This window comes from Flavobacterium tibetense (genome assembly GCF_003293845.1).
GTDB lineage: Bacteria > Bacteroidota > Bacteroidia > Flavobacteriales > Flavobacteriaceae > Flavobacterium > Flavobacterium tibetense.
In genome coordinates this window covers 90,895-103,706 of the sequence record NZ_QLST01000005.1, presented here as the reverse complement: position 1 = coordinate 103,706, position 12,812 = coordinate 90,895, and the positions used below count along the sequence as shown (strand labels likewise).

Here is a 12,812-nt window from a genome sequence, read left to right as displayed (position 1 = left end):
TTTATTTTACTTTTACTTTAAACATTGATTTTCCTTCCAAAAAACCTTCTAAAACATCGCCTTCTTTTACTGCTGCAACTCCTTTTGGGGTTCCGGTGAAGATAATATCACCTTTTTTAAGCGTAAAATATTGGGAAACATAAGCAATAATCTCATCAATTTTCCAAAGCATTAAATTCGTATTGCCGCTTTGAACTATTTGACCATTGTTTGTTAACTCAAAATTAATGTTTTCCATGGAAGAAAAATCTTTTTTCGGTAAAAAGTCACTAATAATCGCTGAACCGTCAAATGCTTTGGCTTTTTCCCAAGGTAAACCCTTTTCTTTCAGACGACTTTGTACATCGCGAGCCGTAAAATCGATTCCTAAACCAATTTCATCGTAATATTTGTGAGCAAATTTGGGTTCGATATACTTCCCAACTTTATTTATTTTCACTAAAACTTCCACTTCATGGTGCACATCTTGACTAAATTCAGGAATTACAAAAGGGAATTTCTTCAAAACAACAGCGGTCTCTGGCTTTAAAAAAATTACGGGCTCTGATGGTCTTTCGTTGCTTAATTCAGTAATATGATCGGCGTAATTTCGCCCTATGCAGATTATTTTCATTTTTCTAAGATGATGGATGTTTGATGATGGGTGATGGATGTTTGGTGGTGAACAAAACCTATTACCTATAACCCATTACCTATTACCTTATTTCGTGTTTAACTTTCTCAATTTAATAGCTGTCAGTACTTTTTTGGTATATAACGGAAAATCCGCGTTTTGAATCCAACCGAAATAACCAGGTTCTTTATCAAAAACATCGTCTACCAAAGCACCTTTGTGTTTTCCGAAGGTAAAAATTTCTTTTCCCTCATTATTTAATGCGATAAATCCAGCAAAATCAACAGATTTTTTACGCGTGGTGAATTCAGATAACGATTTCATATCATTTTCTAAATTCTCATATCGATCCAATTGTGATTTTAAGATTTCATAGGTTGCCATCGTATCAGCTTCGGCACTGTGGGCGTTTTCTAAACTTTGTCCGCAATAGAATTTATATGCTGCACTTAAAGTACGTTCTTCCATTTTATGAAAAATTGTTTGTACATCGACAGAAACTCGGTTTTTCATATCAAAATCAACTTCAGCACGCAATAATTCTTCGGCTAAAAGCGGAATATCAAATCGATCCGAATTAAATCCAGCCAAATCAGAATCTTTAATCATGTTATGAACTTGAGTAGCTAATTCTTTGAATGTTGGTTCATTGGCTACTTTTTCATCGGTAATTCCATGCACAGCAGTGGTTTGTGGCGGAATTGGAATGGTAGGGTTTACCAACCAAGTTTTACTTTCTTTATTTCCGTTTGGATATACTTTAAATATTGAGATCTCTACAATTCGATCTCTGGCAACATCAATTCCTGTAGTTTCAAGGTCGAAAAAGCAGATTGGGCGTGTTAATTTTAATTCCATAGCGATTTTATATAAGGCAAAGATACTTTATACAAAGCATTTTACAAAAGCTTTATTTTGTCTTAAATAAAAAGTAAATATTCAACAACAAAAACTATTTTTGTATCAAATAGATTTAAAAAAATGAATAAATTCCTTTTTATAATACTACTAACAAATTTCTTATTTAGTCAAGAAAAATTAGTGATTGATGAAAAATACCTACAAACAGGAATTGACTTTAAAGAAAAGCAATATTTAGTTTTTAATGATCCAGATTTTTATTATTCAAAAAAGTTTGACTCAAAATCTTGGAATAAAAACACTTTAAAATTTAACGAAACGCCTAAAGAAGATAATTTTCCTTACAACTTCTTCCACATAAAAGGAAAAAATTATTTAGTTCATAATGGATGCGGGACAGTTTATGAATTTAAAAATGATTCCATAATTCGAATTGATAATTCATTTGAACACAAGAATCAATTCATGGCTTCGCCTTTTGTTTATAAAGATGAAATTTATTATTTTGGTGGTTATGGTTTATTCACTTTTAAAAACATTTTAACAAAGTTTGATTTTAAAACCAAAGAATGGGAATTAGTAAAATATTCCAATTATAAAAAATTACCTGAACCAAGGGCAAATTCACTAATCTTTCAAAAGAATGACAAACTATACTTAATTGGTGGATTGACTGATAATTTTGAAACTAATTTAACTACAACAAAAAATATCAAATTAAATGATATTTGGGAATTGAATCTTAACACAAAAGAATGGATTAATTTAGGAGAACTAAAAGACAAAAACTCAATCAATTTTGAATATTACAACAGTTTCATAAATAACAAAAACATTTATGATTATGGAAAATTAATCGAATTTGACTTTGATAATAATATTCTAAAATCTACCGATCCAAGAGATAAATATTCATTTTCATATTTTGAAAAATTTAATCCAAAAACAAACGAAATATTTTATGCTTTAGGAAATTCAAATGATGGGAATAGAAAATTAGAAATTATTGTTGAAGATTTTGAAAGTTATAAAAGTGATTTTACAAATGAAGAAGAATTATTTGAAACTCAAAATTCATATCTTTTATATGCAACAATTTTATTCTCACTTGTGTCGTTTGGATTTCTGCTTTTCTACTTGAAGAAAAGAATAAAACCAACTTATGAAAACAAAATAACTTTAAAAGATTCTAATTTTTATTTTAGAGATAAATTGATAAATAACTTATCGAGTGAAGAAAACGATTTATTACATTTTTTCTTAAAGAATAAAAATAAATCATTACCTATGAATGAAGTTGTTGACTTTTTCTCTAAAAATGACAACACACCTTACAACACTCTAACTAAGAAAAAGGATTTAGTATTGAATGGATTAAAGCAAAAATTGGCTTTTATTTTAGAAATCGATGAAGATGATTTATTTATAACACAAAAAAATACCGAAGACAAGCGTATTAAAGAAATACAATTAAATCCTCGGTATTTTAGTTCATTAAATTAATTTTTTTTCGAAATTGTATTGATTAATCCCTGAACAACAGAATAATTACAAGGTCTTGATTTATATTCATATTTTAATATTTCATGAGCTTCGTACCAACCTCTACTTGGAAAAGTGTCTTTATGTTGAACATAATACTCATAAGTTAATTCAATAAAAAGTGATGTGATTTTCTTGGTATTTACATCGCTTATTCTGTAATGAATTGATCTGTCATAGAAAATTTCATTAACAATAGTTGTTGTCGTTTCAATGAAAGTATAATATTTTCCTTTTCTTATTAAAGGAATTTCCATTCCTTTCTTAAATTTTTGAATTATTAAATCGTAAATCTTTTCCATAATTTAATTCTTTACAAATTTAAAAACTCTATTTACTTCTCCTTTAATTGAAAGAATATAAACTCCTTTAGACAATGAACTAACATTAATTATTGAAGTTTCCTTATCTAATTTCCCGTTCATTATTTCTTTCCCAATTAAATCAACAATTACATATTCATCATCAAAGCTAAAATCTAAATTTTCAACAATAAGCTTATCAATAGTTGGATTTGGGTAAATTTTAAAATTAATTAATTTTTGTTCATTTACACTTAATGAACCTTGTTGATAGATGTGTAAAATTTCTGTTGGTGTCAAAACTCTATCCCAAACCCCTATATCATCAATATTCCCAATCATTGTGTTATTACCGCCTGATTGCAATCCACCAACTCTCCAATATCCAATGTAATTTTCAGCACTTGTAACAGAATTATTTTGAGCAGAAAGAACACCATCAATATAAACTTTCATTCCATCAGAAGACAAAACAGAAACAACATTATGCCAATTATTATCTTTATAATTTCCAGTTGTAATACAAAATTGTTCACTACCATTAAAAGCATATAATACTAAATTTCCTGATGCATTTATAAAAGTATATCTATCCCATTGACCTCCATGGATACATTGACCACTATCCAATCCAAAAAGAAAACCTTCATTTTGAGTTTTGAACCAAATAGAAGTAGAAAAAACTTGAATATTATTAAAGCTATTAGTAGTACAAACAATATCTGATCCTGATACAAATGAATATGAATTACCAACATTCCCAAATCTATCAACTACATAATTACTTGAACCAACAATGGTTCCATCGTTATTATTACTTGTATAATCATTTGTTGTGTTTTCAAATCCCCAATAACTAACCAAACCATTAGTTGGCAAATAAGATGGAACTGTTTGAGCGAATGAATAAAAAAAAGGCAACACAAAGACGAAAAAGAGTAACTTGTTTTTCATATTAATTAGTTTAAAATTATATAATCCAAACTTAAAACCATTACAACTTTTATAAGAAAAATATATAAGAAACAATAATTTCATATATTTTTAATTCTGAATATCAATGAAATACAAAAATTCAAGAATGAAGATTAAAATGAATTTTCAAATATATTTTGATTCAAAATCAATACAAATCCAACCTAGCCCTGATGGTAGAGAAAATCCTTTTTAAACTTTTTGGAGTTTAAAAAGATTGCAACGAACAGCAGGAAAATGGTAACCAAGAAAGCCCAAACAATTCGCTCCAAAACAAAAAACCCGACACTTTTCAGTATCGGGTTAATTTATAATTTATTTCAAATTAGAAATCTCTATTTACATCAAAAGCTTCTAAGTAATCTGCAACACGTTTTACGAAACTTCCTCCTAACGCTCCATCTACTACTCTGTGGTCATATGAATGCGATAAGAACATTTTTTGACGGATTCCAATGAAATCACCTTCTGGAGTTTCAATAACTGCTGGTACTTTTCTAATAGCACCTAAAGCTAAAATACCTACTTGTGGTTGGTTGATAATTGGCGTTCCAAAAACAGAACCAAAAGTTCCCACATTCGTAACTGTATAAGTTCCACCTTGCGTATCGTCTGGTTTTAATTTTCCTGCTTTAGCTCGGTTTCCTAAATCGTTAACCGCTTTCGCCATTCCAACTAAGTTTAATTGATCAGCATTTTTAATTACAGGAACAATTAAGTTTCCGTTTGGTAACGCAGCTGCCATTCCTAAGTTGATATTTTTACGTTTGATGATATAATCTCCATCAACTGAAATATTCATTCCTGGGAAATCTTTCAAAGCTTTTGCAACCGCTTCCATCATAATTGGTGTAAAAGTTAACTTCTCACCTTCTCTCTTTTCGAAAGCAGCTTTAACTTTATCTCTCCATTTTACGATGTTTGTTACATCCACTTCAATGAAAGACTGAACGTGAGCCGAAGTTTGTACCGAAGCTACCATGTAACCCGAAATCAACTTACGCATTCTGTCCATTTCAACAATCTCGTCACCACCATTTACAGAAACCGGAACAGCTTGAGCTACTGGAGCTGGAGCTGCTTTTGGAGCCACCACGGATCCCGAAGTTTCGGGAGCAACAACTGCAGGCTGACTTCCTCTATTTTTGATATAATTTAATAAATCTTCTTTGTTTACACGACCATCTTTACCAGAACCAGCAATTGCTTCTAATTCAGCTAATGAAATTCCTTCTTCTTTTGCGATATTTTTAACTAATGGCGAAAAGAATTTTTCTGATGCTGAAAAATCAGCTGGAGCAACAGTTTCTTTTGCTACTTCAACCGCTTTTGCTACTTCTGCAACTGCAACTGGAGCGTCTGCTTTAACTTCTGGAGTTGATGCAACAGCACCACCTTCCGTTTCGATAATAGCGATAGTTTGTCCAACTTGAACTACATCATCGGTATTAAATAAAATTTCAACAAGTGTTCCTGCAACTTCCGAAGGCACTTCGCTATCTACTTTATCAGTAGCAATTTCAAGTACTGCTTCGTCCATTTCAATTTTATCGCCAACTTTTTTTAACCAGTTGGTAACTGTTGCTTCTGCAACACTTTCACCCATTTTAGGTAATTTCAATTCAAACTTTGCCATATCTTTAAACTAAAGTTGTGTTTTTGTATTTGGTTTGCAAAAATACTAATTTTTCGTTCGTTTTATAAAGAAATCAATAATTTTTTACAACAAAATTATTTGTCCTCTATCGTTCGAATTATTACTTCCAATTAGGTAATTCGAACTCGAAATGTAATTCTTTAAACTTAGATTTTTACTCTTATTTAACTGCATAAAAGTAATAATTTCGACAAAACTAAATGTCGTCGTATCAAATATTATTTCAATGTTTTTTTGCGGTTGATTCTCAAATTGATTAAAATCAGGTAAATAAGTTGCTTTTTTTGACAGGTTTAACTCTAAATTTCCTCTTGAAAAAACGACATATTCATCAATAATTCTAACTTCATTCTTTTGTTGATTCTTCTTTAGAAGACTAAAAACAAAACTTCCCACTTGCATCATCACATCAAAAAACCAAGATTTTTTAAAGTGTTTTTTGTAGAAAAATTGCATCGCTTCGCGGAAACGTTTCATATAGGTTCCATCACGAACGGTGCTTTCTCCTTTATAATGAATCACAGAAGTTTCATGAAAGTAATAATTCGATTTTCCTGTTTTCAAAACCAAATAACTCAAATCGATATCATCAGAATACATAAAGCAATTTTCATCAAAACCACCAAATTCTAGATACAATTCGCGTTTCATCATCATAAAAGCACCAACTAAAATATCAACTTTCCCAGATTCGTTTTCAGATAAATGTTGGGCGTAATATTTTCCGAAATAATTCGAAATTTTATACAATCCGAAGATTTTTGTAAAAGCTACCCAAGGCGTTGGAACGCCACGTTTACTTTCGGGAAGAAAATTTCCTACACCGTCGATTAATTTACAACCGATAATTCCAAGTTGCGAGTTATGAGTTATGAGTTGCGAGTTTAAAATTTTTGAAAAAGTATCTTCTGCAACCACAGTATCAGGATTCAAAATACAAATGTATTCGCCTTTTGCTTGAGCGACACCGATGTTATTTCCTTTTGGAAAACCTAAATTTGCTTCGTTTTCAATGAGTTTTATGTGTGGAAATTTGGTTTTCATCATTTCACAACTAGCATCAGACGAAGCGTTGTCAATAACAATAATTTCTCCATCAATGCCTTCCAATGCTTTTTGAACACTGAGAACGCATTGCTCTAAAAAATAGCGTACGTTGTAGTTGAGAATGATTATGGATAGCTGCATTATAATAGTTTGATTAAATCATCTGGATTTCTTAAATTATTCCAAAACAATAATAACTCAATCAGACTTAAATCTTTATTTATTTTGTAAAACAATGTTGTCTGTTCGGATATTGACAAAGAATAAATATTATCTACTTTGAAATTTCCAATCATTGGATGAATTGACAATCTTTTTAACTCATTTTCAACTAAACTTTCAAATTTATTTACCTCATAAATATTCCACTTTTGTAAAATAAATTGAGCTTCCTCGAAAAAGGAAATTTCAGCACGAAAAGTCCATTCAATTTTGTAAATCATTTCTGCAATGGAAATTTTTCTCTAAATCGTTTCATTACTTCTTCGTGCGTGGATGTCTTCCCTTCTTCAATTTCTTTGATGGATTTTTCTAATAATTGAACTAAAACAGGATGCAAATTCTCAGAAGTTAACTCACTTTTCGGAGTTACTTCGTAAGCTTCTGTTGGCTCTTCAATTTTATTTTTCTTTTTGGAAGTCATAAAATACATTTTAACAAAGTTAGGAAATAATCTATAATCTTTAGATACAATAAACTATTTTTGCATTTCTAAATTGTATTATGAATTACTTATCAGTCGAAAATATCTCCAAATCTTATGGCGAACGTATTCTTTTTAAAGACGTTTCGTTTGGAATTAACAAAGATCAAAAAATAGCTTTTATTGCTAAAAACGGTTCGGGAAAAACCACCATTATGAACATGATTAATGGTTTGGATGAACCCGATACCGGTCAAGTAGTGATTCGAAAAGACATCAACATGGCCTTTTTGTCGCAAAACAATAATTTGCAAGACGAATTAACCATTGAGGAAAATATTTTTGCTTCGGATAACGAAATTCTGAAAGTAATTGAACGCTACGAAAAAGCCTTAGAAAACCCGAATGACGAAGAAGCGTATCAAAGAGCTTTTGACGATATGGACCGCCACAATGCTTGGGATTTTGAAACGCAATTCAAGCAAATTTTGACTAAATTGAAGTTGGAAGACTTAAAAATGAAAGTTAAAAACATGTCGGGTGGACAAAAAAAGCGTCTATCATTAGCGATTATTTTAATTAGCAAACCTGATTTATTGATTTTGGATGAACCAACCAATCACTTAGATTTAGAAATGATTGAATGGTTAGAAGATTATTTTGCAAAAGAAAATATCACGTTGTTTATGGTAACACACGACCGTTTCTTTTTGGAACGTGTTTGTAACGAAATTATCGAATTAGACAACGGAAAAATATACCAATACAAAGGCAATTATTCGTATTATTTAGAGAAAAAAGAAGAACGTCAAATTTCTGAAAATTCTAGTATTGACAAAGCTCAAAACCTTTTCATCAAAGAATTGGCTTGGATGCGTCGTCAACCAAAAGCTAGAACTACCAAATCAAAATCGCGCCAGGATGATTTTTACGTAATTAAAGAAAAAGCAGAAAGCCGAAGAAAAGAAAATGTAGTAGAGCTCGAAATCAACATGGAGCGCATGGGAAGTAAAATTATCGAATTAGTAAAATTAAACAAAGACTTTCCTGACAGAACCATTTTAAAAGATTTTAGTTATTCGTTTCAACGTGGCGAACGCATTGGAATTATTGGTAAAAACGGAACAGGGAAATCGACCTTTTTAAATATTTTAACCCAAACGATGCAACCAGATTCGGGTAAAGTGATTATTGGTGATACGATTAAAATCGGCTATTACACGCAAAGTGGCATCAATCCAAAACCGGGACAAAAAGTAATCGACATCATCAAAGAATATGGCGAATACATTCCGTTGACAAAAGGCAAAATTATTTCGGCTACGCAGTTATTGGAACGCTTTTTATTTGATGCAAAAAAACAATACGATTTCGTAGAAAAATTAAGTGGTGGCGAATTGAAACGTTTGTATTTATGTACGGTTTTAATTCAGAATCCAAATTTCTTGATTTTGGATGAACCTACGAATGACTTAGATATTGTAACATTAAATGTATTGGAAAGTTTCTTATTGGATTTTCCAGGATGTTTGTTAGTAGTGAGTCACGACCGTTATTTTATGGATAAAATTGTGGATCACTTGTTTGTTTTTAGAGGCGAAGGTCAAATTGAAGATTTCCCAGGAAATTATTCTGATTTTAGAAGTTATGAAGATTCGGCCGAACCTAAAATACTTTCAAGTGTTAGTACGGAAAAAGTAAGTTGGAAAGAAAAAAGCACCGCTTCTGCAGGTTTGAATTTCAACGATCAAAAGGAATTCAATAAATTAGAACGTGAAATCAAAGATTTAGAATACAATAAAAAACAAATCGAACAAGAATTCGCCGACGGAAAAGTTGCCGATGATAAAATTGAAGCAAAAGCAAACGAATTGCAAAAAATCATTCAAACTTTAGAAGAAAAAGAAGAGCGTTGGTTTGAACTTTCAAGTAAAATGGAATAATTATTACACAAAGATTCACAAAGAAAAACGCAGAGTTTCGCCAAGCTTTCTTTTTTCCTTTGTGTAGCTTTGTGAAAAACTTTGTGAATCTCTGTGTTACAACAAATAAAATCATACCTGAAATTTCTTTTACATTCCAAAAACGAACATGGAGTGCATTCGCCATTTGTATTTGATTTGGTCACGAAATGCTTTTACGACAACACAAAATATCCTGAATTCGAAGCATTAAAATCCTACCGAAAATCGCTTTTAGAAAACAAAAATACAATTGAAGTAACGGATTTTGGTGCAGGTTCACGAGTTTTTAAATCGAATACTAGAGAAATTTCAAAAATCGCACAAACCGCTGGAATTACACCAAAAAATGCGGAATTGCTTTTTAGAATAGTTCATTATTTTCAACCCAAAAACATTTTAGAAATTGGAACTTCTTTAGGATTAACCACTTCGGCTCTTTCGTTAGGAAATTCAAATGCAAAAATCATCACTTTAGAAGGTTGTCCAAACACAATGGCTACCGCTAAAGAAATGTTTCAAGTTTCAAGTTTCAAGTTTCCCAATAATATTGTTGAGTTTGTTAACACAGAATTTAATTTATTTTTTGAAAACCTGAAACTTGAAACCTTAAACTCGAAACCCCAAATCTTCGATTTGATCTATTTCGATGGCAATCATTCCAAAAAAGCGACTTTAGAGTATTTTGAAGCGTTACTTCAAACCATTTCTAATGATTCTGTTTGGATTTTTGATGATATTCATTGGTCGGCCGATATGGAAGAAGCTTGGGAGATCATAAAAAATCATCCAAAAGTTTCAGTGACAATTGACACCTTTCAATGGGGAATTGTGTTTTTTAGAATCGAACAAGAAAAAGAACATTTCATCATCAATCCGAATAAAACGATTAGTTCGCATTTGTTTGAAAGAATTCGCTTTTAGTTGTAACAAATTCATTCCTTTTTCTACTTATTATAGTGTTACATCAATAATATTGTCATCTCGAGCGAAGTCGAGAGACTAAATTCTAATTTCATTATGGCAAATCCGTTAATCAAAATAACCAATATCAAAAGAGATTTTCCTTTAGGAAACGAAATCGTGTATGTGTTAAAAGGCATCGATTTGGAAATCAATAAAGGCGAATATGTAGCTTTGATGGGACCTTCAGGTTCTGGAAAATCAACATTGATGAATATTTTAGGTTGTTTAGATACACCAACATCAGGAACTTACATTTTGAACGGAAAATACGTAAGTGAAATGCAAGACGATGAATTGGCAGGAATACGTAATATAGAAATTGGATTCGTTTTTCAAACCTTCAACTTAATGCCAAGAACAACGGCTTTGGATAATGTGGCTTTACCAATGGTATATGCCGGGCATTCCAAATCGGAACGTATGGAACGTGCTACTGAAGTGCTAACACAAGTTGGATTAGACGATAGAATGGATCACAAACCCAACCAACTTTCAGGTGGTCAACGCCAACGTGTAGCAGTCGCTAGAGCATTGGTTAACAAACCTTCTATCATTTTAGCCGATGAGCCAACCGGAAACTTAGACAGTAAAACTTCAGTAGAAATCATGAATCTTTTTGACGAAATTCATGCCAATGGAAACACAGTTATTTTGGTTACGCATGAGGAAGATATTGCCAAACACGCGCATCGAATCATTCGCCTTCGTGACGGTGTTATTGAGAGTGATGTGAAGAATAGGTAATCTTTAGAAAATAGAAGATAGAGGTTAGAAGATAGACTTTAGATTTTCGAATTTTCAGATTTAAAGTTGACTTTTTTGAAAACAGATTAGAGAAATCGAAATAATCTTTGAAATCTTATATGGACTTATAAACGTAACCAGATTAAAGTTAAAAAACTTTATGACTTATATGTTTAATTTTGGTTTCAAGTTCATTGGAATTTGGAATTTGTTTTTTTCTATTTGTTCTTGAACTTGTTCTTGATTTTTGCCCTTGACTTTTTTCAGTTATCTTTACGAAAATTTAAAAAAATGTATTTCCTAATTGCGATTTTAACTTTTTTGTACCTTGTTTTGCGTTTAGTCAAAAGGAAAGAGTCAAGAAATTTGAATCATAGAAAATCATTCAAACTAAAATCTTACAAAAAGAAACAAGAGGATTAGACATTGAGTCAAAATCCAAAATTTATATAAAAACGCATTAAACATAAAAAATGAAAGTTTATACCAAAACAGGAGACAAAGGAACCACAGCACTTTTTGGTGGTACACGTGTTCCAAAACACCATATTCGTATTGAAAGCTACGGAACCGTTGATGAATTGAACTCACACATTGGGTTAATTCGTGATCAAGATATCAATCCGCTATACAAAGCTGTTTTAATTGAAGTACAAGATCGTTTGTTTACTGTTGGTGCTATTTTAGCCACTCCACCAGAAAAAGAAACACTTAAAAATGGTCAACCACGATTAAATATAAACCGAATTTCTGACGAAGACATCACGTATTTAGAAACAGAAATCGATAAAATGGATGCCGAATTACCTCAAATGACGCACTTTGTATTGCCCGGTGGTCATACTACCGTGTCATATTGTCATATTGCGCGCTGTGTTTGCCGTAGAGCCGAGCGTTTGTCAGTGCATTTACATGAAATAGAACCGACAGATATTCAGGTATTAACTTATTTAAACCGACTTTCTGACTACCTTTTTGTGTTGGCACGAAAGTTGTCCCACGATTTGAACGCAGATGAAGTAAAGTGGATTCCAAGAAAATAGTTTACAATCACAGTTAACAGCTTACAACAAAAGATTTAAACTGAAAATTCACTGAAAACTGAGACTGAAAACTGCGACTAAAAACACGTTCTTAAAAATAATAGTAAAATAAATCAAAAAAAACTTGACTTTTTAAGTTAAAAATTTATTTTTGCATAAAACTAAAATCAGTATAAAGATGTATTGGACATTAGAATTAGCATCCTATTTAAGCGATGCCCCTTGGCCAGCTACCAAAGATGAACTTATCGATTATGCTATTAGAACTGGTGCTCCACTTGAAGTAGTAGAGAACTTGCAGTCAATAGAAGATGAAGGTGAAGTTTATGAGTTGATGGAAGAAATTTGGCCTGACTATCCTACAGACGAAGACTATCTTTGGAACGAGGATGAGTATTAAAAAAAGATAAAAAACACAACCTTAGAAAAGTCTCACCTAGAGGCTTTTTTTTTGTAAT

At 31.4% G+C, this 12,812-nt stretch carries 14 protein-coding genes; 6 read left to right on the top strand and 8 right to left on the bottom strand.

Going from position 1 to position 12,812, the window contains the following annotated elements; genetic code table 11:
* Window position 1: 1 nt before the first annotated feature.
* Window positions 2-613, bottom strand: coding sequence for a fumarylacetoacetate hydrolase family protein (locus DPN68_RS05345; RefSeq protein ID WP_113988617.1), 612 nt, complete (start codon window positions 611-613; stop codon window positions 2-4).
* A gap of 87 nt (window positions 614-700) precedes the next feature.
* Complete coding sequence (locus DPN68_RS05340; RefSeq protein WP_113988616.1) at window positions 701-1,471, bottom strand: 3'-5' exonuclease; 771 nt, start codon at window positions 1,469-1,471, stop codon at window positions 701-703.
* A gap of 123 nt (window positions 1,472-1,594) precedes the next feature.
* Here DPN68_RS05340 and DPN68_RS05335 point away from each other — a divergent pair, with 123 nt between their 5' ends.
* Window positions 1,595-2,977 carry a Kelch repeat-containing protein gene (locus DPN68_RS05335; protein WP_113988615.1) on the top strand — a complete coding sequence of 461 codons (1,383 nt, stop codon included), beginning with the start codon at window positions 1,595-1,597 and terminating at the stop codon, window positions 2,975-2,977.
* Here DPN68_RS05335 and DPN68_RS05330 read toward each other — a convergent pair.
* The 6 genes from DPN68_RS05330 to DPN68_RS05305 all read right to left on the bottom strand — a co-directional run bounded on the left by DPN68_RS05330 (window position 2,974) and on the right by DPN68_RS05305 (window position 7,640).
* The gene (locus DPN68_RS05330; protein WP_113988614.1) at window positions 2,974-3,318 is read right to left on the bottom strand and encodes a hypothetical protein; all 345 of its coding nucleotides are present in this window, start codon (window positions 3,316-3,318) and stop codon (window positions 2,974-2,976) included. The two genes, DPN68_RS05335 and DPN68_RS05330, sit on opposite strands and share 4 nt — an antisense overlap.
* Window positions 3,319-3,321: 3 nt before the next feature.
* Window positions 3,322-4,272, bottom strand: a complete 951-nt coding sequence (locus DPN68_RS05325; protein WP_162298400.1) for a LamG-like jellyroll fold domain-containing protein — start codon at window positions 4,270-4,272, stop codon at window positions 3,322-3,324.
* 346 nt (window positions 4,273-4,618) lie between these two features.
* Complete coding sequence (locus tag DPN68_RS05320) at window positions 4,619-5,929, bottom strand: dihydrolipoamide acetyltransferase family protein (RefSeq protein ID WP_113988612.1); 1,311 nt, start codon at window positions 5,927-5,929, stop codon at window positions 4,619-4,621.
* 84 nt (window positions 5,930-6,013) lie between these two features.
* Window positions 6,014-7,138, bottom strand: coding sequence for a glycosyltransferase family 2 protein (locus DPN68_RS05315; RefSeq protein ID WP_113988611.1), 1,125 nt, complete (start codon window positions 7,136-7,138; stop codon window positions 6,014-6,016).
* The gene (locus DPN68_RS05310) at window positions 7,138-7,440 is read right to left on the bottom strand and encodes a type II toxin-antitoxin system RelE/ParE family toxin (protein WP_113988610.1); all 303 of its coding nucleotides are present in this window, start codon (window positions 7,438-7,440) and stop codon (window positions 7,138-7,140) included. Before DPN68_RS05310 ends, DPN68_RS05315 begins: the two co-directional genes overlap by 1 nt.
* On the bottom strand, window positions 7,437-7,640 hold the full coding sequence (locus DPN68_RS05305) for a hypothetical protein (RefSeq protein WP_113988609.1): 204 nt from the start codon (window positions 7,638-7,640) through the stop codon (window positions 7,437-7,439). Before DPN68_RS05305 ends, DPN68_RS05310 begins: the two co-directional genes overlap by 4 nt.
* An 80-nt stretch (window positions 7,641-7,720) precedes the next feature.
* Between DPN68_RS05305 and DPN68_RS05300 the strand changes: the two genes are divergently transcribed.
* The 5 genes from DPN68_RS05300 (at window position 7,721) to DPN68_RS05280 (ending at window position 12,754) form a co-directional block, all read left to right on the top strand.
* On the top strand, window positions 7,721-9,583 hold the full coding sequence (locus DPN68_RS05300) for an ABC-F family ATP-binding cassette domain-containing protein (RefSeq protein WP_113988608.1): 1,863 nt from the start codon (window positions 7,721-7,723) through the stop codon (window positions 9,581-9,583).
* A gap of 93 nt (window positions 9,584-9,676) precedes the next feature.
* Entirely contained in the window at window positions 9,677-10,525 is an 849-nt protein-coding gene (locus DPN68_RS05295; protein ID WP_113988607.1) for an O-methyltransferase, read from the top strand.
* A 96-nt stretch (window positions 10,526-10,621) separates the two neighbouring features.
* On the top strand, window positions 10,622-11,311 hold the full coding sequence (locus tag DPN68_RS05290) for an ABC transporter ATP-binding protein (RefSeq protein WP_113988606.1): 690 nt from the start codon (window positions 10,622-10,624) through the stop codon (window positions 11,309-11,311).
* A gap of 473 nt (window positions 11,312-11,784) precedes the next feature.
* Window positions 11,785-12,354 (top strand): cob(I)yrinic acid a,c-diamide adenosyltransferase, encoded by a 570-nt coding sequence (locus DPN68_RS05285; RefSeq protein WP_113988605.1) that lies wholly within the window; start codon window positions 11,785-11,787, stop codon window positions 12,352-12,354.
* 178 nt (window positions 12,355-12,532) lie between these two features.
* Entirely contained in the window at window positions 12,533-12,754 is a 222-nt protein-coding gene (locus tag DPN68_RS05280) for a DUF2795 domain-containing protein (RefSeq protein ID WP_113988604.1), read from the top strand.
* Window positions 12,755-12,812 lie beyond the last annotated feature (58 nt).